Source organism: Desulfosediminicola ganghwensis, assembly GCF_005116675.2.
Lineage (GTDB): Bacteria > Desulfobacterota > Desulfobulbia > Desulfobulbales > Desulfocapsaceae > Desulfopila > Desulfopila ganghwensis.
The window spans coordinates 5627521-5653142 of the sequence record NZ_CP050699.1 but is presented as its reverse complement, the minus strand read 5'-3'; the positions used below and the strand labels follow the sequence as shown (position 1 = coordinate 5653142).

The following is a 25622-nucleotide window of genomic DNA, read 5'->3' as shown; positions in this document are numbered from 1 at the left end:
TATCAGGTTTTGACATCTAATTATCGCCAACCCTCAGCAGAGTTATACAATTGAAAAAAGGCCCTGGTCAGAATATGACCAGGGCCTTTTTGTTTGATTGCCCGTGGAGGGGTTTCAGGATAATCAGGATTTCTCTTCAGTTCAGGTGTAATTGCAAAAATTGACCCTGATTATGAGAAATAGGGGCTAGAAGTAGATTTTCTTTACTTCGGCATCGGAGGTCGTGCTGTCGGTGGCATCTATTATAGCCTTGGCCACTTTGGTGCCAGCTTTCATCATATCGTTTAAACCGATGCCCTCCCAGCCAAAGCCGCAAATATGCAGGCCATGGTTACTGCGTACTACCTCATCACGCCATTCCAGCAATTCAGGATACCCTTCTTCAAGCTGGGGGATGCCACCATCTGACTGGAGAACGGTCGTGTAAACAGGTTCTTGATCAATTTTCAGGATCTCCTTGACGTCGGCAAGAGCTTTGGCGACGAGTTCTTCCTTTGGCAGTTCAAGGCGCTCCGGATGACGTCTTCCGCCGATAAGGGTTTCAAAAACCACATGGTTTTCCGGTGCTCTTCCTGGAAACATGTTGGAAGAAAACAGCGAGCCGAGAGTAAATCGTTTTTCAACCTCAGGGGTGAGATAACCAAATCCAGGCGGAATGGTAACGCCGGGTCCGAAGCCGAAAACCACGGTGCCGATCCAGGTTTCGGGAATGCTGGTCATGGGCATTGTGTCGCTTACACCTCTGAGGAACTTAAGGGCAACGTTGGTCGGTGTAGCCAGGACCAGGGTGTCGGCGGTGAATACCCCTTGTTCTGTTTCAACCTGCCAGCCGGATTCGGTTTTGGCAACAGCGCTGACGCCGCAGTTGAGTAACAGATCTTTCCCTTCAGTGAGCTGTTCGGTGAGCCTTTCAGGTAGCCTGCTCATGCCTGTAGGGAAGCTCGTCATGGCGGGCATGGATATTTTCTTTTTTGTGCCGGATTTGCGATTAGCCATCATCTTGGCAAAAACGCCTTTGATGACAGAGCCATGTTCTTTTTCGAGAGCGCGTACACCCGGCATAACCGCATCGATTTTCAGTTTGTCGAAGTCACCAGCGTAGGTTCCGGTAAAGACAGCGTCGATATAGGGCAGCATGGCGGAGCCGAAGCGGTAGTCGACCCATTTGGCCACCGTTGGTTCACCAGCCAGAGGCGGCCGGAATATTTCGGAGACGGCCCTGAATTTATCTTTCCAGGGAATGAGGGGGGCCATGCTGATTTTCAAGGGCGTCTGGGGAATCAACTGGAGCTTGCCCCGTAAGTAGACATAACGCACAAATTCAATAAGCGGCGCTTTAACAGCTTCTTTATCAAGGCCGGTTTCGCGCAGGATATCTTTGCTTTCATTGCAGTTGTCGAGAAAGCCATGGGGGCCTATCTCGGTTATGAAACCTTTTTCTCGATGGGTGCGGATGACGCCGCCGGTTGCACCGTTTTTTTCCAGCACCAAAAGCTTATGTTCAGGATCCTGCTGGCGAAGTTTATGGGCAACGGTCAGTCCGGAGAGTCCGCCGCCTACGATAATTGTGGAAAAGTGTGTGGTCATTGTAAGGTCGCAGATAGAGTAGATTGGATGAGTTGAATATCGACCCAGCCGCCTTGTTGCAGCATGCCGGGGTTTATTATGTGTGTTTTGCCGATTCGGTCTTCACCTTTGGCCTCGTGGATGTGGCCTGTTATGCATAGCTCTGGTTGATATTTTTCAATAAAAGTTCTTACGCTGGTCGAGCCCACATGGTGCCCGCCATGGATGGTGTCAACCGAGGTTCCATAGGGAGGTGTGTGAGATACAAGTACCAGGGGGATTTTAGCTTCTCCCTTTGGGGCCGCAAGATGGATGAAGTCGGTCCCCTGTTGGTATGCCTGCATCAGCATATCCCAAAGCTGATCCTCCTTGAACTCAGTGGGAGTTCCAAACGGGGTGATGTTGGAGCCGCCCAGACCTATCAAGCAGATGCGGGAATGTAGTAAGCGCGCCTGCTTATGCAGGTTCATATCCAGCTGTTCAAGATAGTCGTTGATTTCAAAATTATCAAGATTACCAATTTGGGCCAATAGATTCGGGTTGATGGCAAGTAACTGGTCGAGAACGATTTTGGCGTCTGCTTTTCTGCCGTAATTGGTAAGATCACCATTGGCAATTAGCAGATCCGCCTCGCGGATGCCGGGGATGTTTGCACAGATTTGCACTGACATATGGACATCACCGAAGGCTATGATTCTCATTGGGAAATCCTCATTACCATAAAGGACAGATACAGGGGGGAGAAACTCTTGACACGAGGGTCAACATGCTTAACATTTTCGCCGACTTTTATGAAAAAAGCAATGGCAGCGGATGCCACCATATGACTGTCTATTTAATTAATATAAGAGGACTTGCCAATGACAGCAAAGACAACAACCCATGAATTTCAAGCGGAGACCAAGAAACTACTGGATATTGTAATAAACTCGCTCTACACCGAGCGGGATGTGTTCATCCGCGAACTGATCTCCAATGCCTCTGATGCTCTGGAGAAATACCGGCATGAGAGCCTGACGGCAGAAGATCCCTTCGATGGCCATGTGCCTCTGGAGATCACCATCAGTCTTGATGAAGAGAAGAGCACTTTGACCATTACCGACACCGGAATCGGCATGAGTCGCAGTGAACTGGAGCATAATCTCGGAACCATTGCCCACTCCGGCTCCAACACGTTTCTCACAGAACTTGCCGAAGCAGCACAGAAGGATGTCAGCCTGATAGGCCAATTTGGTGTGGGGTTTTATGCAGCCTTTATGGCTGGTAACAGGGTGCGGGTACAGAGTCGTTCCTGGGATGGCAGCGAGGGGCATGAATGGGTCTCTGACGGAACCGGTGCTTTCTCCATCACCGAGATGGAAGGATTACGCAGGGGAACCAGGATCATCGTTGAACTGAAAGATGATGCCAAGGATTATGCCACCAAGTGGAAAGTCGAGTCGATCATCAAACAGTACTCAGCCTTTGTGCCTTTCCCTATCAAGCTTGATGAAGAGGTTGTAAATACCGTACAGGCGCTCTGGACCAGAAACCGTGCTGAGATAACTGATGAAGAATATAACGAATTTTATAAATTCATCGGTAACGCTACGGATGAACCGAATTATCGGTTGCACTTCTCCGCTGATGCTCCGCTCATGATCAACGCTCTTCTTTTCGTGCCGAAAGAGAACTTTGAAGTTCTTGGTTTCGGTAAGATGGATCCGGGTGTCAATCTCTACTGCCAGCGAATTCTCATCGATCAGCATTCCAAGAATATCCTGCCGGAGTGGTTGCGCTTTTTGAAAGGCGTGGTGGACAGTGAGGATATGCCGCTGAACATTTCACGGCAGGCTCTGCAGGATAACGCCCTGGTTGCCAAGTTAAGAAAAGTTGTCACCAAGCGTTTTCTCAAATACCTCATTGAAGAGGCGAAAAAAGACGAAGAGAAGTATCTCGAGTTCTGGAAGACATTCGGCATTTTTATCAAAGAAGGTGCGACTTCAGACTATGAGTACCAGAAAGAGCTTGGCAAACTGTTGCGCTTTGAATCTTCCAAATCTGAAGAGGGTAAGCCGGTTTCTCTGGCGGATTACGTGCTTCGTATGGGTGCGGATCAGGATACCATATATTATATTAATGGTCCGAGCAGGAACGCGATCGAGGCGGGTCCGTATGTGGAGATGTTCAAGAAGAGGGATATTGAGATCATCTACACCATGGAGCCAATTGATGACTTCGTGCTGAGCCATCTTGGTGATTTTGAGGGCAAGAAACTGGTCTCTGCCGACAGGGCGGATCTTGATCTTGGCGAGAGTGAAGAGGAGAGTAAGGAGGCGGAAAATGAGAGCGGTGAGAAGCTTGATGATCAGTCGACTGACTCCCTGGTTGCTTGGCTGAAGGAGACCCTCGCAGATCAGGTTGGAGATGTCATTGTCTCCAAGCGTCTGGTTGATGCCCCGGCTATGATTGTCAATCCCGATGGCTATATGACATCTTCCATGGAGCGGGTGCTTGCTGCCAGCAGGGCGGAAAAAGGGCTCGGTATGGGAGGTGACTCCAAGAAAAATCTGGAGATCAACCCCAAAAATCCGATTATCAAAAAGCTCGCCGACCTGCAGAAAGCAGATGCTGATTTTGCCGCAGACGTTGCTTTGCAGATTTACGACAACGCCATGATTCAGGCTGGCCTGATCGTTGATCCGCTGGTGATGGTGGAGCGGAACTACAAAATCCTCGGTCGAGCCCTTCAGGACTGATCACATCCCTTTTCGATCACACCTTAAACATTGCATCAATCACAGCTGTCTGATTATATAGACAGCTGTGATTTTCTATGCCGGGTCGGTCTGGCCGATAGCCTGGCGTGGCAAACCTCCCTGACATTTGGTGTTGAAAAATGTTTGCGGACAGACTATAGAGCTTTTCATTATCCCATAGCTGTGTAATTCACTGGAGAAAACACGATGCCTGCCATGTTTCGACCGTTGATACTAATTTTACTGGCCACATTTACCCTTTCGGGATGCTATAATAAACCAGTACGACATCTGGCTTCCGATGCGGCCCTTGTAGAGGTCGGAGTTTCCGGCCGGGACGATGTGCTGACCTTTCTTGGTGAGCCCGATGAACAATTCGTTCTCGATGACGGTGCAGAGAAGTGGATTTACACCGAATATGAGAGATCTAAGCTTAAAAATGCGCCGGTTGTCGGCAGGTACTTCGGTCAGCCGAACAGTGGTACTGTTATCGTACTGATCAAAGACAACGTGGTTACCGAGTGTAAATATGGCGCGCAACTACAGGACTCCTCGTCCTGGGCGAATGACTTCGATTGGCAAAAGACACCGCAGTGATAGATCGATATAAGACCGCACGGGAGAGGATGGTGCAGGAACAGATCCTGGCCCGTGGCGTGGTTGACCCAAGAACCCTGGCGGCGATGTCGGAGGTACCCAGACATCTCTTTGTGGATGACGCCATGCGGGCGAGAGCCTATGGCGATTATCCGTTGCCCATCGCTTCCGGTCAGACAATTTCCGCACCGTACATCGTGGCATTGATGACAGAGGCCTTGCAATTACAGGGACATGAAACAGTTCTTGAAATCGGGACCGGTTCCGGTTATCAGGCTGCTGTGCTGTCACGTCTCTGCCGGCGGGTCTATACCGTCGAGCGACTCAATACCTTGCTGGCCACTGCCCGAAAGGTGTTTGACAAATTGAAATATTTTAACATTGTCGCCAAACTTGACGACGGCACTTTGGGGTGGGCGGAAAATGGCCCCTATGATGCAATTATCGTCACCGCTGGCGGTCCCGAGATTCCAACACCGCTTCTGGATCAGCTGGCTGATTCCGGCAGGTTGATAATGCCGGTGGGAGACCAGAATGTGCAGGAGCTCCAGCTTGTAAAAAAAATAGATGACAAAATACGCATTGATCGCCTGAGCAGTGTTCGTTTCGTCGATCTTATCGGCGAGCATGGCTGGTAACCAGGTACTTAAGTTTATTTATCTGTAAAATAGCATCCTCCATCTATTTTCAATTCTTCGTTCAACGAATTTTCTTCCCGTGGCCTGACGATCTGAAGGTGTGTGTCGGGCCTCCCTCAATTCAGCTGTACCACCCCTGTCTTCATCAGCCCAACAGGCCCAAGAGGCCAAATAGCTAACTTTTTCTTGTTCTTATCCAATATACTCATTACACTGATATTTCTGAAGTGGTTCATTTTTAAAGGGTTTTCTCCAGCACGAAAAGAGTGAAGCTGCAGCATTGAAATGCAGATTCGCTGTTTTTGGGGATACGGCCAATATAAAAGGGAGGTGGATGAGGTGGAGGAAGTATTGAAAAAACGGCGAACGCTGCAGGAGACCATGAATTTCATGGCAGCGCTTTCTGCCGGTATAGAGCCCATTCTCGGACGCGGTGCAAACAGCATGACAATGTCTGCAGGTCGTAACCTGGGCAGGACATTTTCGGAAAACGCTCAAAAGACTGATGACCTGTTGGAAGCAATCGACGAGGTCAGAAATATTCTCGCAGCAAATAGTTGTCTCTGGGGGTTCGAAACCTTCAAGCCGCTGGGTCAGACTGAGTTGATTACTACCAATGACAAAGGTGAATCACAGATTCTGCTGGTATTCAGGGACTGCATGATTCGTCAGGCGCTGTTTCGTTTCGGTCATAGCCAGGAGGGCTCCCTGTGCAATATGATGTACGGATTCTTTGCGGGTGCTCTGGAAACGATCATGGGTAAGAAGACGACTCTGGAGATTAAACATGCAGGTGAAAATGCCTGTCTAAAGCTGCTTACCATTCAGGGTTAGCCTGGTTTCCGCGGAGATAAAGAAATGAGTAACAGTAAGGTTCGACTCAATACCGAATGGCTGTGTGACTGCGGAGGCTGTCACGTGGCCATCGTAGACCTGCATGAAAAAATCCTGCAGTTTTTAGAGAGCGTTCAGATCCAGAAATGTCCGGTTCTGACCGATGAAAAATTATATCCTGAAGCGGAGATCGGTATTGTCACCGGTTCTATCCGGACAGAGCATGACCGGCATGCGGCCCTTGAGATGCGCAAAAAGTGCAAGACCATAATTGCCTTCGGTACCTGTGCAGTATATGGCGGTCTGCATGGAGCAGGTCTGGCTCACTCCAAAGAAGAGATTATCGATCACGTCTATAAAAAATGTCCAACGACCAAAACCGATACTGTGCCAGCTACAGCTGTCGACGGGCTTGAACAGGTGGTCATTCCAATTGATGAGGTTATCGATGTTGATCTCTACATGCCGGGTTGTCCTCCCCACGCCCATTTCATCTTTGAGGCGCTGACTGCAATTGTTGAGGGCAGGGAGCCGAGTGTGCGCCAGGAATCGATCTGCGGTGCCTGCAACAGGGTGATGAAGAAAACCGAGGTGGCAGAGCTGAAATCCAGTGTTGATGAAGTGATGGATGAAGAACTCTGTTTCCTCAGCCAGGGACATATCTGCCTTGGGTCCGTAACGCTGGACAGGTGTCTGGCCCCATGCCCCAACCACGGTATCATGTGTACCGGTTGTGCAGGACCCACCATGCAGATTCTGACAGAGCCCAACCGGGATCTCAGAACGGAGGTGAGCCAGAGAATGTCGCAACTCACCAGTATCCCGGCAGAGGCTATCAAGGCGCGGATGGAGCAGTCTGCCAAGACCCATTACGCCTATGCGATGGCAACCAAAATGATAGGCAACAAACCGACTTTTTTGATCAGGAAGTGGATTGCGGATGTGGAGGCAAGCTGATGGCAAAAACAATTAAGATTGACCCGGTAACCCGAATTGAAGGCCATGCCCGCATCCTGCTGGAGTGTGATGATGCAGGAAAGGTTGACGAGGCGTTCTTCTGCGTCAATGAGCTTCGTGGTTTTGAGCGTATTCTGGTGGGCATGGAGGCTTCAACTCTGCCCCAGGTTACAGCTCGTATCTGTGGTGTCTGCCCTACGGCGCACCATCTGGCTGCAGCTAAGGCGCTTGATAATGCGGCGGGAATTGAAGTGCCTGAGGCTGGTAAGCTGCTACGGGAATTCATGTATATGGGTCATGTGATTCACTCCCATGCCCTTTCTTTATTCATTCTTGCAGGTCCGGATCTGGTATTTGGGCTTGGTGGCGATGCGGCCACCCAGAACATTGTCGGTATGGTCGATGCAGAACCGGATCTGACCAGAAAAGGATTGAGATTAAGAAGTCTCGGTCAGAAGATCAACGAGACCATCGGCGGCAGGGGGATTCACCCAGTAACCGCAGTGGCTGGCGGAATTTCCTATAAACTGAGCGACGCCCAGTATGCCAAGCTGCAGGAGTTGACCGCCGAGGCGGTAAGCCTGTCCAAAGAGTTGGCGCCAGCCATCAAAAAGCTGTTGTTCAATTTTCTGGATAAGCACCCGGTGCTGCTGGACCAGCTCAATATGCCATCATGGTACATGGGCACTGTGAAGGACGGTGCGCTCAATCTTTATGACGGCGACCTGCGAGTGGTGGATGATTCAGGTGTGGTGCAGGCGGAATTCTCCGCCACCGACTATACCAACTATATTGTCGAGCGGGCTGTGGATAATTCCTATGCCAAAGAGGTGTACTTCGATCTGGATGGCCGGGAGAATTTGTATCGTGTATCCACCCTGGCCAGAATGAACGTCATTGATTCCATCGACACTCCACTCGCCCAGGCCGAATTTGAGGAGTTCAGGAACAGGTTCGGCAAGCCCAATCATAACGCAGTGCTGCAGATGTATTGCAAGCTGATCGAGCTGATCTATGCTTCAGAACGGGCAGATGCGATTATCAACAATCCCAGACTGCGCGACGATACCCGGGTAGCTGCGGATTTTCGTGGCAAACGGGGCGTTGGTCACGTTGAGGCCCCGAGGGGAACCTTGATCCATGACTATGAGATCGACGAGCGCGGTATTGTTCGTTCGGCCAACATGATCATTGCCACCCAGCAGAATACAGCGGCTATCAATCGCTCGTTAAAAGAAGGCGCGAACTCACTCTTTGCCAGTGGAAATGATGAGGCGGCGCTGAATGGTCTTGAGTTCATTGTCCGTTGCTATGATCCTTGTCTTGCCTGTTCAACACATGCGATCGGCAGGATGGAGCTTGATGTGGAAGTTCGCAAGAGCGGAGAACTCATCCGCACATTGAGGAGGGGATGAGATGCTGGAAATGACAATCAGGGAAAAAGGCTGTCGTGGCTGCAGGCTCTGCCTGGAGGTCTGTCCGACAGATTGCTTCAGCTTTGACGAAGCAAATGAAAAAGCGGTGGTGAAGACGGTTGAGAATTGTATTGCCTGTCTGAGCTGCACCTATATCTGTCCCTCTCAGGCGATCAGCCATAGTAATATCCATGTGGTGAAGAACTTTTACAGAAACATCCACTTCAGCCAGAGAATGGAGAAGTTTTTATGATCACAACCAATGAACTCAATCTCACCGACGAGGACTACGATAAGGCCTTCACCGAGGTGTCCTTTCTGCTCGATATGTTTGTCGGTACCATTGAAACATTTGTCGGTAAATCCACTCCGTCTCTGGCGGTGGCGGCGGGTAGAAGAATGGCCCAGAATATGCCCATTCATCTTGAAAGCCCGACTCCGGCGGCTGCATTGGCTGAGTTTATCCGGGTGTTTCGGAATCAGCAGATGGAGATCAACGGTCACGTGGATGATGGTGAAGCCGTGATCTCCTTGCATCGCTGCCCGATCCGCAGTGTCTGTGAGCAGCGTAACATGGAGATAGACGGCCTTACCTGCCAGATGTTTCATTACTATATAGCAGGAATCATGGCAGAACTCACCGGTTCGCCGGTACGGCCGAAAACTGTGGAAACCGGAGAGACCTGTACCTTTAACCTGGCCTTTTCCAGAGCTGTGGGCAGGTAATGGCTACAGCGACTGTTCTGTGTATTGGCAACTCCATTGCCGGTGATGATGGTGCCGGCGCGGCCGTGTATGAGGAGCTAAGGGAGAGACAGCTGCCAGCGGATGTACACCTGAAGTTCTTAGGGCTTGGCGGTATAGATCTGCTGGAGGAGCTGGCTGGTGAAGAGGTACTGGTGGTGGTGGACGCGGTACAGCTCGGAGCTGATTGCGGCACAGTGCATGTGCTTGCCTGGGAGCAGCTGCCCGGTATGACGGAGCGACCGGTCAGCGGTCATGGTATCGGGGTGAAAGAGGCCATTGAAGTTGGCAGAAAATTGTACCCTGAACGGATGCCGCATACTATATGGCTGGTTGGCATAGAGGGGCAGTGTTTCGATCAACTCGGTGAAAAGTTGAGTGAGAGCGTTGCCGCTTCAATCCCTGTCGCAGCGGATGAGGTACTGCAACTGCTAACCTGAAATGGCCCGGCTTGTTCCAGGGTATTGAAAAGAGACGAAAAAGCCAAAAGGGGCAGCGCGCTAGCGCTGCCCCTTTTGGCTTTTTATCGAGAAAACGTTACCCTCTGGTGAAGATCCACTCATCTTTTTGGGAGAGACTTGAGAGATCATCCCGGTAAGTGTATCCACCGAGATTGAAATCCCGGAGGGGGCCAGGGGCGGTAAGTTGTTCGGTGATCATGAAATGAATCATCATGCCACGGGCTCTCTTGGAATGGATGGGAACTGTCCGGTAGTCATCGCCTTTTTTTTCCTTGAAGGTGATAGTCAGCATTCGGCCTTCGAGTCTTTTGGCATGTATGACCTTAGAGTATTCCGTAGAGGCCAGATTGACCACAACCGGTTCAGCGAGTCCGGCCAGGTCTTCGTTTATGTTTTCGGTGATCATATCGCCCCAGAACTGGTAGAGATTTGCCGAATTTTCCGTTTGCAGTCTGGTTGCCATCTCCAGTCGATATGGAGACATCAGGTCCAGGGGACGCAGGATGCCGTAAAGGCCGGAGAGGATGCGCAAATGAGCCTGGGCATGAAGCAGTTGCTGTTGATCATAACTCTCAGGGGTAAGGCTTGAGTAAGCGTCACCTTGAAATGTAAAGAGAGCAGGCAGACAATTTGTTGATGTCGGTTCTTCGACGAAATGTGAGATTCGCAGGTGGGTACTTTTGCGCAGGGTCTCGCTCATCTTCATGAGTTGGCAGAGTTCCGTCAGCGAAAGTTTGGCAAGTTCTGAATTAAGCCTTTTACTGCGCTCTAAAAATACCGGCAGAGTGAAGTGTTCCGAAGCCATCACTGGATTGGACAGTTGACTTCGCTGGGTCTTGGAGGGGGCGGTAATCAATAGCATGCAAGCCTCTTTAACTTGGAATCATAAAGAAAAATGTTTCGGCCGAAATACATTTCGGCTATTACTGTGAGGTGTCCAGTTATGGGCATTTGTCAGTAAGTGGGCCATTTCTGCAGCTGACTGACTGGAAAATGGACCGGCAGATCAGAAGCTAATCTGCCATGAAGTGTACACTTTGTGATGCCGGTTGCCCAGATTTGAATAGTGATTGAAACGGCAGAAGCGGGAAGTCAAAATGGGTAGCTGGCAGTAAAAATACTTTCAAGGAGGTACTTTATGTCTGAACAACAGGGGAATACAAGGGAGGTGGAAACATTTCTGGCTGAATGGGGACCGGCCGATGATCCGATGAAATCCTGCTTCCAGGAGCTGTATAATTTTGCCGCTGATTTGGCGGAGACTTCGTTGACATTTATCGGCAGGCCCGGGGTGAGCTACTCGCTTCGGCCGAAACACGCCAGGCAGAGCGAGCGTAACCTCTTTGCTATCATTGATGTTATCGATGATGACCCGGCTGAACGCTGGCTGTCAGTTTGTTTCTATGGCGATATGATCAGCGATCCGGACCAGCGTGGTGAAGTTATTCCAGGCGGTCTTTCCGGGGATGACGGCTACTGCTTCGACATGTATTCTCCTGACAGGGAAATGGTGGATTATCTCAAGTTACGCCTGCAGGAAGCCTGGTTGAAAGCTTCGGCGTAGCCTGGAACAGCTTCGGTCAGGCAAATGTGTTAACCGGCCGAACGTGGTGAGATTCATCCCGGTACCTGAGAAGAGTGGTTAGCGCCGTATTGCTGATAAGCTCTCTTCCCCGGTGCCGGGGTGTAACCCGGTCGGATATTGGCAAGGTCGGTTTAGTGTTTGTAATAGTGTGAAATAATGTCTGGTTGAGTTCCACCCCAAGGCCTGTTTTTACGTGACTACGCCTTTACCCCAAGGGCTTAAAGTCAAGAAAATCAATAGATCTCTTCAACTGCGCAAATCATTCAGATATACTGAAAATACGCAATCCCGGTTTATTTACAGAGTATTTTTCCATAGCCTTATACAAACTGAAGCAGAATTGCTGAACAGAGGATAGGTCCCTCTTGTGTGCGATATCTATTGATGATGTTGCAGGTGGGGCTTTCTGTAACAGTTGTCTTTGAGAACATACTGACTCGCAGCTTTACAGGAGGGTGGATGAAAATTGCAGGAACGATGTTGAGAGGCGCTGGCGGGATATTGTCCTGGCTCATGATCGGGATACTGTTTCTCGCCACGTATCAGTCGAGTTGGGATAATGGGAGTGCAACGGGTGTGGCTGAGGGCCAGGCAGCAAATGCAACAGCCCAGGAGGATGGGACAGGAGATGCTGACGGCGGCGATGATGATCAGGATGGTGGCGACACTGATGATCAGGATGACACCGAAGACGGGGATTCTGGAGATGAGCCGGATGAAGATGATGGCGCTGCCGAAGAGGATGATTCTGATGACTCCGGTGATGATGGTGACAGCGATGGCGAGGGTGGCGATGGAGAAGACGCCTTGGATAATCTGAGTGATGACGCCGACAGCGATGACGATTCGGAGCCGAATGATATGCTGGGTATCTGCAGCGAGTCGATGAGCATGCAGAAAAAAATGAGTGTGGATGGATTGTGCAGTACATCAGCTGGGGCGGTTATCAGGAACCGGCTCGGATTTATAGGTGAATTGATACCACTATTGGCTGAGACCGCTGCAGTTGTTGCGGAACTTGAGAGCGATACCGCTGCCGAAGAACGGGGCTTTTCTGTGCCGCAGGAAGAGGGGCATGACCATGAGCAGCAGAGCGCGACGGAAACGATGGCTGATCAATTTGTACCGCTGCCTGAGTATGAAGAAGGTGACACATATGTCTATTCAGATGGGAGCTGGGAGCAGGTTGTTGTTGCAGATAAGGAGCAGGTTGAGTGGCAGAATCATTATGGAAACCGTTCTGTGGGTTCTCCGGATTTCACCTACAAGCGCTCGGAATGGCAGACGAGCACCAGGGTCGGTCTGCGCAGTTTTGCCCAGACTTCTTACCTTTTTGATAAGCCGACCACCACCCTCTGGCCACTCACATTAAAGAGTAAGACCCGTTATGACGAGAAGGGGAAATGGATCGGCAAAGATGGTATCGAGAGGGTTTACGACTCGTTCTGGCGCTGTGATGTTGAAGGGCAGGAGAGGGTAAAGGTGGCAGCGGGAGAATTTGACACCTGGCGGATATGCTGCTCGAGATTCAGGGACAGCTATTCATTTCCCAAATCGCGGGCACGTGAATATAAAACATGGTATTATGCCCCTTCCGTCGGACATTGGGTGTTGCGTACCCGTGATAACCGAAGCTTGAAACCGGACACCAGAAAAGAGCTGGTGGCAATTATTCCGGATTTGCAGAAGATCACCAGGACACCCCAGGCGCTTGTTCAGGTTCAGCATCAATTTCAAGAGGTTATGGAGGAAACCGCCGTGGGGCAGTCTGATCTGTGGATTGCGGCAGGGGGTGATAGTGTGGTCACTATGATTCCGGGGCCGGTCTATGCAGATGAAAATGGCATCATTTGCAGGCAGTATAACCAGGAAGTGCAGGTCGCTGAGTTGACGAGGCACTATCCCGGTATCGGTTGCAGAACTCCGGATGGAACCTGGTATATACCGAGAAGATGAGCATTGGTGGCACAGGCTGCTGTGAGCTGATTGAATTATAACGATTATTACAATTGAAACTGGTTACGAGATAAGGCTGAGTGGTGAGAGACGATGGATGAAGAGTATGGGATGTCGCAAAATGATATATTGGGCGCTTCCCCCAAAACGCTCAGCTTTACAGAGGTTCTGACCTCAGATTGCGTAAGTATCGATGTTCGTTCCCCCAAGGAGTTCCTCGAAGGCTCTCTGCCCGGCGCTATAAATATTCCGGTTTTTGATAATGAAGAACGCGAACTGGTTGGTACCATCTACCGCTTTGGTGGACGGGATGAGGCTATTGATACCGGGTTTGACCTGGTTACCTCGCGACTGAGTACCTTGCTCGCAGAGCTTGAACCCTATAGAGGTGAGAGGATCGCTGTCTTCTGTGCCAGGGGGGGGATGCGTTCCCGCTCTGTTGTGAACCTTTTAAACCTGAAGGGTTATGATGCCATCCAGGTTGAAGGTGGTTACAAGGCGTACCGCCAGTTGGTGCTTAAAGAACTTGAACTCTATAGCGCAGAATGCATAGTGCTTCACGGTCTCACCGGAACTGGTAAAACCAGAATTCTGCAATATCTGGATAATGTAATTGATCTTGAAGATCTGGCCCAACACCAAAGCTCTCTCTTTGGCGGCCTGAACAGATCGCCACGAACTCAAAAAAGCTTTGATTCCTACCTGTTTGCGAAGATAGTCACCCTTGACAAAGGCCCGGTTTTCGTGGAAGGGGAAAGCAGAAAAATGGGTGGGGTTTTCTTGCCGAAAGGCGTGGCGGATTCCATGAAACGCGGGCACCATGTGCTGGTCACTGCCTCGGTTGAGACCCGGGTTTCACGTATACTGGAAGATTACCCGGTAGAAGACGAACAGACAGTGGAAAAGATTGAAGCGATACTCAATTCAATGAGGCGAAAGCTTGGACATGGGCTGGTGGATAGAATGATTGTGCTTCTCAGCCATGGTAATCTCGCCGAACTGGTGCGCTTGCTGCTCGTTGAGTACTACGATAAACGATATGGCAATTCCATGGCGCGGAACATGTTTGAGTTGGAGCTCTCCTCCGAAGATATTCCGCTCACTGCCGAAAAGCTCCTCAATTACCGTAATTCGCTGTTACGCTGATTACCGTCCCTGTTAAAGAGAGAGTCGGAAAAACGTATTTCCCATTCTCTCCATCTGGTCTTCCAGCAATTTCGAGCTGGCAATAATCGCCATAAAAAACGTGTCGTCTCGTGTACCGGTTGAGTTGACACTGTATATGTTGCAGGAAATGTGCTATGTGTGCAGTGGCACGAGGTAACTTGCCGAATAGTGTAGAATAATCAAGGATTAGAATTTCATTAATAATGTGCAGGATAAAAGCTGGGGGGGAGTCCGGTGAGAGGGATGAAAAAGAAAGCAGCAGGAATCGGTAGTATGCGGGAGCTGGTTGTGGCGCTGTTTGCGGGCCTGTTGGTGATTGCCACTGTGGCTGGTGCAGCAGTGGCCAGTAATGAAAGAGTGGACAATCAGTTGCGTTTGGCAGTCTTGCCAATCCCGGATGTTCTGCCGATTTATGTGGCGGAAGCAAATGGATACTTTGCCGAGGAAGGTATCGTGGTGGAAGCACTGCCGGTGGGTAGTGCCGTGGAGCGTGATCAGTTGATGCAGGCTGGCAGAATTGACGGCATGATCAATGAGGTTGGTGGGGCGGCGCTCTTTAACCGTGACAGGGTGCAGATGAAAATTGTCTCCTATGCGCGTGTGCCAATTGATGAAGCACCCCTTTTCAGAATACTCGCTGCGCCCGGCAGTGAGGTGGCGAGCGTAAGCGATCTTGCCGGAATACCCGTGGCGGTCTCAAAAAATACAGTAATCGAGTATATCACCGGTCGTTTAATGGCCAGTGAAGGTGTTGCTGCACAGGATATCAAGTTCGCCTCGGTGCCGGTTTTGCCAGAGCGGATGCAACTGCTCCTCGCTGGTCAGATCAAGGCGGCGACTCTGCCTGATCCCCTCGCTTTTGCCGCGTTGCAGGCGGGTGCGGTGGAGGTTACCAATGATCTGAAAGTGGCAGGGTTGAGTGCCAGTGTCATCAGCTTCAGTGTTGCAGCAACCGACGAGAAACATGCGGCTATAGAAAAATTCATGCGGGCCTGGGACAGGGCCGCTGCGGATCTGAATGATAATCCGGACAGATACCGGGAACTGATGCTGGCCAGGATTCGAGTGCCTAAAAATGTTCAGCAGTCGTTTCGCATTCCACCTTTTCCAAGGGGACAGGTTCCAAGCAAGCTGCAATGGGATGATGTTCAGCAGTGGCTGCTTGAGAAGAAGCTGCTTGAAAAAGAGGTGAGCTACGAAGACTCGGTAACGGAGAAGTATATTAACCGTCAGTAACTTTGATCGGGTGTAACATTGAGGGCTGAAGAGGTAACGTGCAGCATGTGCCGGCAGGGTGTGAGATGATTGAAATAGAAGGATTAGGCTTTTCCTATGGAGATGGCAAACAGATCTTTGCCGACTTCGGTCTGGTGATTGGCAGCGGGGAAGCCTGGACGATTATCGGACCATCCGGTTGTGGTAAAACCACGCTGCTTTCCATAATAGCCGGGATGCTGAAGCCGGATAAGGGTGTTATTCGCATGGATGGCGAGGAACTGCTCCGGGCCAGGCCCAGAACCGGGCTGGTGTTGCAGGATCATGGCCTTCTACCCTGGGCCACGGTGAGAGAAAACACCGAACTTGGACTGAAAATCCGTAAATTTTACGGGCCAGACGGTGTTCACAGCCCGGTTGATATGGAGACCGATGAGAAAAAGCTTGCAGAGCGGATTGAGTATTGGCTGAGCTGGCTAGGCATCAGTGAGTTGCAGCAGAAATATCCTGCCGAACTCTCCCGTGGGCAGCGGCAAAGGGCGGCCATTGCCAGGACATTGGTGCTTGAGCCGGATCTGTTGCTGATGGATGAGCCGTTTTCCGCCCTGGATGCACCGATTCGGGAAGAGCTGCAGAAGGTTATGAACTCGTTCCACCTGGAGTCAGGTCTTACCTCCATTACCGTTACCCACGATATTGAGGAGGCGGTGGTGCTCGGGGAGAAGATCCTGGTTCTCGGTAACGATACCAATCGCGAACCGGTGGTGATAGAAAATAACCTCACCGGCAGGATCGACAAACGAAATGATTCTGAATTTCTTGAGCGTTGCCAGCAATTGCGAATGACCATCGGCTCGAAGACAGTCACCCAAAATTCAGCAGTACAGCAGTAATTATGAAAAAACCAGTAACCCTTGGTTCTACATTGATCGGTCTCGCCATGTTCTTCATGCTCTGGCAGATAGGGGCGATGCTTCTTAACAGACCTATTCTCCCTTCTCCCCTGGTGGTGGTACCGCTCTTTTGCCAGACCATCTTCGGTGAACTTGGCCTGCATCTTCTGGCGAGTAGCGCGAGGGTCCTGGCCGCCATCTTTATTGCCACGGCACTCGCTGCGCCGACGGGGTTGCTGCTTGGGCAGATGCCGCAGGTGGACAGGGTGGTGGCGCCGCTTATCGCGATAATCTACCCCATACCAAAGATCATCTTTCTGCCTGTTATCTATGTGGTAATGGGCATAAGCGATTTTTCCAAGATAACACTTATTGCCATTATCATTTTCTTCCAGATTCTGGTGGTGGTGCGTGACGAGGCCTCCTGTCTGAGAAAAGAACTGATCCTTTCCGTACGTTCACTGGGGGCAGGGCGAATGGCATTATTTCGATATGTTTATCTGCCGGCAACGCTTCCAGCGGTATTGACTGCTCTCCGGGTTTCTGTGGGCACTGCAATCGCTGTACTTTTTATCGCGGAACAGTCCCTGACCCAGTATGGTCTTGGCTACTATATCGTGGTCGAAACCTACCAGGTGCTGATGTATCCGGAGATGTATACCGGTATCCTCGCCATGGGATTGCTCGGGGTGGCGCTCTATTTTCTCATCTACTCTATCGAGTTGCGGGTAAGTAAACATCTCTACCTCAGGTAGGAGATTGTAGTTAAGATAATTGTAAAGGAATGAAACGAATTTGATGAACGGTTCAGAATCTAAATTATACCTATGGTACCTGGCGATGCGGCCCAAAACTCTGCCAGCGGCGGCGGCTCCTGTTGCCGTAGGCAGTGCCGCGGCCATAGCCGATGGCGTTTTTGCTTTTCTACCTGCTTTTGCGGCGTTTTTCGGGGCACTGCTGTTGCAGATAGCGGTTAATCTGGCCAATGACTATTTCGATGCCAAAAATGAGATCGACGGTGAGAAACGGCTGGGGCCGGTGCGTGTCACCCAGAGCGGGTTGATCCCACCCCGTCAGGTGAAGGGGGCAATGGTGGCGACTCTGGTTGCCAGCGGTCTGGTTTTCTGCTATCTCACCCTGGTTGGCGGGCTGGTAATATTTCTGGTGGCTGTGGCTTCAGTGCTGGCGGCCCTGGCATATAGCGGGGGCCCCTATCCGCTGGCATCCCATGGACTCGGGGAGTTGTTTGTCTTTATTTTCTTCGGGCTGGTGGCAGTTTGCGGAACCTATTGGGTTCAGGCGCTGAGCCTGTCCTGGCTGGTTGTGGTGGCATCTATCGCGCCGGGCCTGTTGATTTCAGCTATCATGGTGGTCAATAACCTCCGCGATATACCGACCGATGAAGAGGCTGGCAAGAGGACTCTGGCTGTTCGGCTTGGTAGAATGAAAACTATTACCCTCTATCGTGCTATGGTGCTGGTTCCGTATTTTATGATGGTACCGCTCGCCTTTGCCGGCGTTGGATTTTCTGTGCTGTTTACCTTCTTCACCCTGCCCATGGCAATTATGCTCTGTGATGAAGTCCGGGGTATCAGCGGCAGCGACCTCAACTATACCCTCGCCAGGACGGCTAAGCTTTCTCTCTTCTTCTCCCTCCTCTTTGCCGCTGGCTTAATCGTATAACAGAGAATAATTACGCTTTCCCCCCTCGAATAAACGGGATCATGGTCGCCATTCCGGCAATAACAATTGCCAGGGCGACCATGGCAGTTTTCAGATCATCGGGCAGGATATTGATGTTTGAATAGACCTGGAAATTGTCAATTTTTTCAATCATCGAACCGTTCTTGACATAATACTCGGCAATTATTTCGGCCCTTTTAAATGGCCAGAGTGTATAGAGTGAACCACCGATCAGTCCGATAAGAAAGCTCACGGTCAGGTCGTGAAATCGCGTCAGCGCATATTCGATAACCCGGGCAAAGCTGAGCAGCCCCACGACAATGCCAAGCGCCATTGCGGCCAGAAAGCTAATGTCATCCAACAACAGGCTGCTTATTCCTGCAATTGCCGAGATGACAGTGAAATACTGGCCAAGTAGAATCAGCACCAGTGAGCCGCTCACTCCAGGGAGTACCATGGCGGATATAGCCAGTACGCCACAGATAAAGATAAACGCGAATTCACCGGAACTGTACTTGCCTACATAGCTCAAAGGCGCGGTAGCAGCCTGTTGCAGCGACTGGCCCGATTGGGTACTGTCACCGATGAATTCAGTTTGCAACAGTTCAGATTTATGCAGGGCTTTCTGGTACGGGTCGACTGTTGCCGTTATTGAAACAGTGAGGATAATACCGATTAAGGCAGGCAGGATAAGTGCGATATGGCGTCTCTTGATCATCTTCCAGGGCACAAGTATCGAGACGATAATCAAGCCGAAGAAATAGGCGTAGGTATAGACAAAGTGATGAAGCAGCAGATGTTTCATCAGGGCTGACATGCTAAAGATGCAGACCAGTGCGCCCAGGGCAAGAATAGACATGAAGGGATAGTCGTTTTCCTGGAGGTAGCGCCAGAGTCGTGTTCTGTTGTCTCTGGTGAATCCTGACCGGAACAGTTGGCTGATAAGCGACAGCAGGGTGCGAACGGATTTGGGCCCCAGTTGATTAAGAAAGTGGATCAGCCTTTCATAGACGCCAAGGATCAGCGCAAAAGTGCCACCGGATACTCCAGGTATAAGATTGGCGAGGCCAATAAGGAATCCAATGCTGAAATTTTTGAGTGTCTGCATAGTTGGGCTGGCAAGTTGCATTTGTCGAAGATGAAGGCCGGCTGGAGCAAAAAAGGCCTGATAAGCAGCAATTATAATGTGGCAGGGCAGCTACTGGTGTAAGTGAAAAGTTCAAAATTGCTGGTACTATACTCAGTTGAAAAACGAAGGAAAAGTATTTTCTCAGGAGATCATAGCGAGGTATTGGTAGAGCAATATTCGCGAAAATACGTTTTTTTATGCACAAAAGGTGGACAAAACACAATCTGTTCAGGATAATAGCGGGTGGATAAACTGTATTTGAGTGTTGTATCAGCTAACATGCAGCTGGTGCGGATGGAGCATAATCTTGTGTGTTTGGCAGGTGTTACTCAATAATTGGCAGCACCCTGATGAAACATCGCAAACGGAGGATATATCCTTGAAGTTACTGATTGCTGAGGATGAGTATACGACTAGACTTACCGTGCAGGTAGTTCTCGAACGCTGGGGCTACAAGGTCGATGGTGTTGAAGAGGGTACCGAAGCCTGGGAGATACTGAAAAAACCGGATGGCCCCCAGATTGCGATTCTTGACTGGGAGATGCCTGGCATAAACGGCGTGGAACTCTGTGAGAAGGTAAAGATGCTTGAGCGTGACACTCCGGTGTACGTGATCATTCTTACTGCTCGTGATGCCCAGAATGATATCCTTCAGGGATTTGATGCCGGAGCTGACGATTATATTACCAAGCCTTTTGACGAGCACGAATTGCGAGCCAGGGTACGGGTCGCGGAACGGTTGGTGTCGATCCAGGAGGAACTCGTTATCTCAAACAACGAGTTGCGAACAGTGCTGGATCATGTCGAAATGCTTCAGTCGAACCTGCCAGCTTGCACAATATGCAACAAAATCAGGGATTTTGATGATTCCTGGCACACAATGGAGGAATATACTGAAAAGAAAGATGATCCCCGTTTTCAGTATACCATCTGCCCAAATTGTCGTATTGTCTGAAGCTTTGGCAATTCCGGGTTTCCCTGAAGCGACTGGCTGCTCTTATCCAGAGCAGCTGATGAGTTGTATCCTAAAACAAAAAAAGCGGCGGAATCATTTCTGATTCCGCCGCTTCCTCACGTCTGGTGTATAGCACCAATCAACGCGGGTTACTCAACGCATTTGCCTCTCATGTCAAGAGCTGGCGGTCCGAGCCAGGTGCCCTTGAGCAGCATGTTGAAGTAAACCCATTTGAACATCAGCTTGGAAATGTGGTTCATCTCAGTGTCTTTCAAAAGACCGAGTGGACCTACCGCTGGCAGCGGATAGTTTCCGGTGAATGGCTGAGTGTCGTAGTTGAAATCGATGATGTAGGCTTTCCCGAAGCCTGATTCAATGAATCAGACCGCATGCCCGTCGGACCGGGCATGTTGTTCACCGCCTTCGATGTACGCCATAATATTCTCTTCGAGAATATCACCCTGGAAGTGCGCTACCGCACCAGCCTTGGAGGTAGGAACATCAGTTCCGTCACCAAGTACCCAGACATTGTCATATCCGGCAGGCTGCAGGGTGTGCTTGTCGACAGGAATATATCCCATCGGGTCGGCGACATCTGAGTCGATCATTGCATCAGCACCGAAGTTGGGCGGAATGGAGACCAGCATGTCGTAGTTGACCTGGGTTCCGTCCCACGCCTCGATAATCTTCTTCTCAGGATCTACTGAACCGAGAGCGAAGTTCGGGGTGATGTTAATGTTTTTCTGCTCACACGCCTCGGTGAGAATTCTGGTGGCAACAGGCTTGGTGAAAGCGCCGGAAAGCGGAGTGACAAACTCGATTTCGACTTTTTCACGGATGCCCTGGGTGTGGAACCACCAGTCAGCGAGGAATACAAACTCAAGAGGAGCAACAGGACACTTGATAGGCATCTCTGCTATATTCACAACGAGCTTACCGCCTTTGAACTGCTTGAGAGCTTTGTTCAGGGCGATGGAATCATCGTAACGGTAGAAACCGTGAATATCATTACCCCAGCCTTCTTTCAGGCCTTCAACTTCTTCAGGTTTGATATCACAGCCGGTGGACATGATCAGGATATCATAGGAGAACTTACCTTCGGTGGCAGTGGTGATTTCCTGCGCATTCCAGTCCACGTTGGTAATCTCGGAGATAACAAAGTCAATTCCGGGATTCATGAACTCTTTCTTGGTTCGCCTGATATCCTTTGGTTTATTGATGTCGAACGGTACGAAGAGGTAGCCTGGCTGATAATCGTGATTGTTATCACGATCGATGATGGTGATAGACCAGTCATCACCCAGGTGGTTCCTCATTTTGTTCGCCATCATGGTGCCACCGCAACCGGCACCGAGAATGACTAACTTCTTCATGACGTTGATCGCCTCCTTTAGGGCAGGTTTCGAACAGGGACGGTTGTTGCCGGCCTGTTCTGTATAGTAACTTCGAGCGATTGACTGTTATTATTTTTTCTGCATGATCTGAACACAGGCACCCATGGACTGAAGCATCATAAATGCTGCGCCAAGTGATTTCTGGACATCCGGATTCATGAGTTGTTTAACAGCTCCAATAGGTGATACTGGCTTGATGTTGTTAAGATTAATAGAGTTCATCACTTTGATGATCTCTTCAGCCTGTTCCTCGGAGATGGTGAATTCCTTGACGTTGGAAGCGGCTGCTCCCACAACTTTGATGATACCACCAGAGTTGTCGATGGCTTGCTGCAGCTCGTTAAGCGCCACAATTACCTTCGGATAGACAATCTTGGCGACAGGCATGAGATCGTCTGTCAGTTCGATACCGGCACGGAGGAAGCCAAGAGCTTCGTTCATGGCAGGTACACTGATCAGCAGATTTCTCAGCAGTGCCTCGAAATCGGTGAGGGTAACGGCTCCTTCAATCTCGTAAAGGAATTTGATGAGATGTGGGTAAACCTGATGGGCAATGGGCTCGATGTCGCGACACAACTCGTTACCAGCCTTCATTTTAAAGAGCATGGAGTTAATGTCGTTGACACTGATCAGCAGGTTTTCGACCAGGCAGTCAAGATCCTTCTCATTGTATTTGCCATCGAATTTGGCGAGCATTGGGACAGATGCAGAAACAGCCGGTTGTGCGGAAGTGGCGGGCACTGGCTTTGCGTCCTTAAAAGCCTGCACTTCTGATTTCAGCGACTGAATTTCGCTTGCAAGGTTGTCCAACTTTTCCAGAATCAAAGCTTCGTTCATCGTTTCATTCCCGTTCGTATATTTTCCGTAACAACTCTTCGAGTGCAGTCTCGCACTGCACATGTAATCTAAATCTGTCGAGCAATTCGCGGGCCTGGCACCAAAAATCCGGCTCCGGAAAACTAAGGCCCGGTTCTGCATATATTCGATAAAACTTTGTTGCACCAACTGAAAAAAATGCTACATTGTCGGATGCGACAAAGTCGTGCGCGACGTAGTGGTACCAAATGGAGCATATGCTAACATAAACCACTTCGTTCGTATACCTCAAAATACATACCAATGCAAAAAAAACGGCGTTTAAAACAGTAAAGGCATATTGGTATCACCAATAATGCTATTACTGGTAAAGGCTTACCGTAGAATTATCTTGAATTGGTAATATGTTCCGACCGTTTCTATTTCTGGAATTTCGAATACCTACAATGTAGTAGTCCCGTAAATTTCGGCCTGATTGGCGTGTCAGATTTGTCTCTGATTGGTTGATATAAACCCAATGATGACCCAATATTATCCATCTTTTGCTGTTGAACCTGGTTGGGAAGGCAGGGGTGGTGTTGTGGCGATTGTGCGGTATTTTTCTATGGCACAATGTATCGATGGGGACTGTCGAATACTATCCTGACAATATTTGATTCAAGACATTAAAAGACCTGTTGCTGTCTGGTCGATAGACAAGACCTATTCAGAAGGTTTCTTTTTGGAGTATAAACGGGAAATTTTCGTTAACGGTGAACGGCTTCTATACCTGCTTCTTCAAATGTTGCCATTTCTCGCATTACCCGTGCTGCAAGTTCTATCATATTGATGGTGAGGGCTGCGCCGGTACCCTCTCCGAGACGCATTTCCATGTCCACTACCGGGTGAAGATTCATGTGTTGCAGGGCTGCGATCTGCCCCTGCTCCACTGAGCGATGTCCAGCGATAAGGTATGGACCGACATCAGGACAGATCTGGTAAACGACAAGTCCGGCTGCTGTGGATATGAGTCCATCCAGGACAACACATTTGCCATGGGCTGCGGCTGCAAGAACGCAACCCGCAATGCCGCAGAGTTCAAAGCCGCCTACTGCGGCGAGAATCTCTATCGGTTGATGAGGCTTTAGCCTGTGCAGGTGGAGTGCCTTTTCAAGTACCTCTATCTTTCGCTCTAACCCTTTGTTGTCTACCCCTGTGCCGCGCCCGGTCAGCTCCGCCACAGGAGTTCCGGTAATAAGAGAGATTATCGCCGAAGCGGAGCTGGTATTGCCAATACCCATTTCACCAAGGCCGATTACGTCGCACCCGCCGGCATCAAGTATTTTAGAAAACACTTGCGCGCCTACCTCCATAGCCGCAACAGCTTCTTCTATGGTCATGGCCTGCTGCAGGGTGAAATTGCTGGTACCCTCCCGCACCTTGCCATGAATGAGCAATGGGTGGGCGGCGAATTGCCCCTTGACTCCCATATCGACCACTTTGAGACTAATGTCAAACTGTCGGCAAAAGGCATTGATCGCGGCTCCGCCATCGAGAAAGTTTTCGACCATTTGTTTGGTTACCTTGGACGGATACGCGGAAACACCTTCCTCCACTACTCCGTGATCTCCTGCAAAGACGACCATCTGTTTATTCTCGATGCGAGGCATGAGGTTGGACTGGATGGCGGCAATCCTGACGGCGAGTCGCTCTATCTTGCCGAGGGCCCCAAGAGGCTTGGTCTTCATGTCAATTTTCTTTTGAGCTGCTGTCCGTATTTCTTCAGACAGCGGCTGAATCTTCCGGATGAGATTGGTCAGTGGCAGGGAGAGCAGGGAGTTGGCGGCAGACTGGTTGCTGGTAGAAGGAACGGCCCTGGCAGGTGGGCCGGGTGAAAATGTAGTAGACGTGGTTGTATCTGAGCTGAAATCGAGAACATATTTCAGCGCGTTGCCATCTGCTATTGCGGGCATTACCGAGGCAGCGTCTTCAGCCGTTAAAAACTTTTCAATAAGAAGGAGCAGCCCTTCCCCGTGCAGCCTGCAGAATTTGACAGCCTCGAACATGTCTGCCCTGGTAGGGCCGTAACTGCCAATAAGCTGATTTTCTTTATAATGTAGTAGGTTCAGGAGGTTTGTGTCCAACTCCTCATTTTTCTTGAGGCCGGAGAAAAAACCAAGTTTGCCGCCTTTTTTCAACTTGGTGATGCAAAGTGCGCAGGCGATCGGGCTGTCACAACAGTTGATGGCCAGATCAAAATCGCTATCCACGGTATCTTTCACCACGGCAATTTGGTGGGTGGAGGTGAATGGTGTCGTTTTCGCTATCTTCTCTTCACTTTGTTCGATAACAGTAACCATGCAACCCCGGACCTGGCAGGCCAGGGCGGTGAGGAGTCCTACGGTTCCACCGCCATAAATAATGACACGTTCCCGGCCTGAGATGTTGAGCGTTGCCAGGCAATGGAGAACACAGGCGATGGGTTCGGTAAAGACCAACAGTCTGGGATCTTGTATGCCTTCTGCCGGTATGAGTGAACGGTTGGGAACATCAAGCCAACTGCTGAACCCCCCGTCAGAGTGAAACCCGATGATTTTCATCTCTTCACAGAGGTTATCTCGTCCGTTGAGGCAATAGCTGCATTTCCAACAGGCCTGGCCCGGCCAGATGGTAAACAACTCACCGCTGCTTTCATTGATCGCCGCCACTTCATGACCGAGTACTCTCGGCAGTTTCAGATCGCGATGACCACTTTTCCACATCTTGGCATCTGTGCGACAGATGGCGCAATAGAGCACCTTGAGCCGGATGTGGCCCTCAGTCGGTTGGTCAAGCTGCTTGGGGTTGACGCTTGTCGAGGAAAGCTGTTGTATCGCGGTGAGTTGAATTCGCTGTTGCAT

At 50.2% G+C, this 25622-nt stretch carries 24 protein-coding genes; 17 read left to right on the top strand and 7 right to left on the bottom strand.

Annotated elements, in window-relative coordinates:
• Positions 1–186: 186 nt before the first annotated feature.
• Together hemG and FCL45_RS24295 are read right to left on the bottom strand one after the other, a co-directional pair.
• Entirely contained in the window at positions 187–1587 is a 1401-nt protein-coding gene (gene hemG, locus FCL45_RS24300; protein ID WP_136795260.1) for a protoporphyrinogen oxidase, read from the bottom strand.
• Positions 1584–2267: a metallophosphoesterase family protein gene (locus tag FCL45_RS24295; protein WP_136795259.1), complete on the bottom strand. Its 684-nt coding sequence runs from the start codon at positions 2265–2267 to the stop codon at positions 1584–1586. The genes hemG and FCL45_RS24295 overlap by 4 nt, the downstream gene beginning before the upstream one ends.
• A 159-nt stretch (positions 2268–2426) precedes the next feature.
• On the opposite strand from FCL45_RS24295, the gene htpG reads away from it, so the two are divergent.
• The 9 genes from htpG to FCL45_RS24250 all read left to right on the top strand — a co-directional run bounded on the left by htpG (position 2427) and on the right by FCL45_RS24250 (position 9929).
• Positions 2427–4304 carry a molecular chaperone HtpG gene (htpG, locus tag FCL45_RS24290; RefSeq protein WP_136795258.1) on the top strand — a complete coding sequence of 626 codons (1878 nt, stop codon included), beginning with the start codon at positions 2427–2429 and terminating at the stop codon, positions 4302–4304.
• Between the two features lie 207 nt (positions 4305–4511).
• Complete coding sequence (locus FCL45_RS24285; RefSeq protein WP_136795257.1) at positions 4512–4901, top strand: hypothetical protein; 390 nt, start codon at positions 4512–4514, stop codon at positions 4899–4901.
• Positions 4898–5539, top strand: a complete 642-nt coding sequence (locus FCL45_RS24280) for a protein-L-isoaspartate(D-aspartate) O-methyltransferase (RefSeq protein ID WP_136795256.1) — start codon at positions 4898–4900, stop codon at positions 5537–5539. The genes FCL45_RS24285 and FCL45_RS24280 overlap by 4 nt, the downstream gene beginning before the upstream one ends.
• 285 nt (positions 5540–5824) lie before the next feature.
• The gene (locus tag FCL45_RS24275) at positions 5825–6373 is read left to right on the top strand and encodes a hypothetical protein (RefSeq protein ID WP_217907631.1); all 549 of its coding nucleotides are present in this window, start codon (positions 5825–5827) and stop codon (positions 6371–6373) included.
• 24 nt (positions 6374–6397) lie between these two features.
• Complete coding sequence (locus FCL45_RS24270) at positions 6398–7330, top strand: NADH-quinone oxidoreductase subunit B family protein (protein ID WP_136795255.1); 933 nt, start codon at positions 6398–6400, stop codon at positions 7328–7330.
• Positions 7330–8745, top strand: a complete 1416-nt coding sequence (locus FCL45_RS24265) for a Ni/Fe hydrogenase subunit alpha (RefSeq protein ID WP_136795254.1) — start codon at positions 7330–7332, stop codon at positions 8743–8745. The genes FCL45_RS24270 and FCL45_RS24265 overlap by 1 nt, the downstream gene beginning before the upstream one ends.
• A gap of 1 nt (position 8746) precedes the next feature.
• Positions 8747–8998, top strand: a complete 252-nt coding sequence (locus FCL45_RS24260) for a 4Fe-4S dicluster domain-containing protein (RefSeq protein WP_136795253.1) — start codon at positions 8747–8749, stop codon at positions 8996–8998.
• Complete coding sequence (locus tag FCL45_RS24255) at positions 8995–9471, top strand: L-2-amino-thiazoline-4-carboxylic acid hydrolase (RefSeq protein WP_136795252.1); 477 nt, start codon at positions 8995–8997, stop codon at positions 9469–9471. Before FCL45_RS24260 ends, FCL45_RS24255 begins: the two co-directional genes overlap by 4 nt.
• Positions 9471–9929 (top strand): hydrogenase maturation protease, encoded by a 459-nt coding sequence (locus FCL45_RS24250; RefSeq protein WP_136795251.1) that lies wholly within the window; start codon positions 9471–9473, stop codon positions 9927–9929. Before FCL45_RS24255 ends, FCL45_RS24250 begins: the two co-directional genes overlap by 1 nt.
• A 97-nt stretch (positions 9930–10026) precedes the next feature.
• Here FCL45_RS24250 and FCL45_RS24245 read toward each other — a convergent pair whose 3' ends face one another.
• Entirely contained in the window at positions 10027–10812 is a 786-nt protein-coding gene (locus FCL45_RS24245; protein ID WP_136795250.1) for a YaaA family protein, read from the bottom strand.
• Positions 10813–11088: 276 nt separating this feature from the next.
• Here FCL45_RS24245 and FCL45_RS24240 point away from each other — a divergent pair, with 276 nt between their 5' ends.
• From FCL45_RS24240 to FCL45_RS24210, 7 genes are all read left to right on the top strand, one after another.
• The gene (locus tag FCL45_RS24240) at positions 11089–11514 is read left to right on the top strand and encodes a hypothetical protein (protein WP_136795249.1); all 426 of its coding nucleotides are present in this window, start codon (positions 11089–11091) and stop codon (positions 11512–11514) included.
• A gap of 480 nt (positions 11515–11994) precedes the next feature.
• Positions 11995–13491 (top strand): hypothetical protein, encoded by a 1497-nt coding sequence (locus tag FCL45_RS24235; protein WP_136795248.1) that lies wholly within the window; start codon positions 11995–11997, stop codon positions 13489–13491.
• A 111-nt stretch (positions 13492–13602) separates the two neighbouring features.
• Positions 13603–14637, top strand: a complete 1035-nt coding sequence (mnmH, locus tag FCL45_RS24230) for a tRNA 2-selenouridine(34) synthase MnmH (protein WP_176360096.1) — start codon at positions 13603–13605, stop codon at positions 14635–14637.
• 264 nt (positions 14638–14901) lie between these two features.
• Positions 14902–15894: an ABC transporter substrate-binding protein gene (locus FCL45_RS24225; protein ID WP_136795246.1), complete on the top strand. Its 993-nt coding sequence runs from the start codon at positions 14902–14904 to the stop codon at positions 15892–15894.
• 65 nt (positions 15895–15959) lie between these two features.
• On the top strand, positions 15960–16766 hold the full coding sequence (locus FCL45_RS24220; RefSeq protein WP_136795245.1) for an ABC transporter ATP-binding protein: 807 nt from the start codon (positions 15960–15962) through the stop codon (positions 16764–16766).
• Positions 16767–16768: 2 nt separating this feature from the next.
• Positions 16769–17521, top strand: a complete 753-nt coding sequence (locus FCL45_RS24215) for an ABC transporter permease (RefSeq protein WP_217907630.1) — start codon at positions 16769–16771, stop codon at positions 17519–17521.
• A 43-nt stretch (positions 17522–17564) separates the two neighbouring features.
• A complete protein-coding gene (locus tag FCL45_RS24210; RefSeq protein ID WP_136795244.1) occupies positions 17565–18449 on the top strand; it encodes a 1,4-dihydroxy-2-naphthoate polyprenyltransferase in 885 nt (294 codons plus the stop codon).
• 10 nt (positions 18450–18459) lie between these two features.
• Here the strand turns inward: FCL45_RS24210 and FCL45_RS24205 are convergent, their stop codons facing one another.
• Positions 18460–19557 carry a DUF368 domain-containing protein gene (locus FCL45_RS24205; protein WP_167495614.1) on the bottom strand — a complete coding sequence of 366 codons (1098 nt, stop codon included), beginning with the start codon at positions 19555–19557 and terminating at the stop codon, positions 18460–18462.
• Between the two features lie 400 nt (positions 19558–19957).
• On the opposite strand from FCL45_RS24205, the gene FCL45_RS24200 reads away from it, so the two are divergent.
• Positions 19958–20533 carry a response regulator transcription factor gene (locus FCL45_RS24200; RefSeq protein WP_167495613.1) on the top strand — a complete coding sequence of 192 codons (576 nt, stop codon included), beginning with the start codon at positions 19958–19960 and terminating at the stop codon, positions 20531–20533.
• A 149-nt stretch (positions 20534–20682) separates the two neighbouring features.
• Here the strand turns inward: FCL45_RS24200 and sqr are convergent, their stop codons facing one another.
• From sqr to cobT, 3 genes are all read right to left on the bottom strand, one after another.
• The gene (gene sqr, locus FCL45_RS24195) at positions 20683–21906 is read right to left on the bottom strand and encodes a type III sulfide quinone reductase, selenoprotein subtype (RefSeq protein WP_419724100.1); all 1224 of its coding nucleotides are present in this window, start codon (positions 21904–21906) and stop codon (positions 20683–20685) included.
• 90 nt (positions 21907–21996) lie between these two features.
• A complete protein-coding gene (locus tag FCL45_RS24190) occupies positions 21997–22764 on the bottom strand; it encodes a helical membrane plugin domain-containing protein (RefSeq protein WP_167495612.1) in 768 nt (255 codons plus the stop codon).
• A 725-nt stretch (positions 22765–23489) separates the two neighbouring features.
• Entirely contained in the window at positions 23490–25622 is a 2133-nt protein-coding gene (gene cobT, locus FCL45_RS24185; RefSeq protein WP_136795240.1) for a nicotinate-nucleotide--dimethylbenzimidazole phosphoribosyltransferase, read from the bottom strand.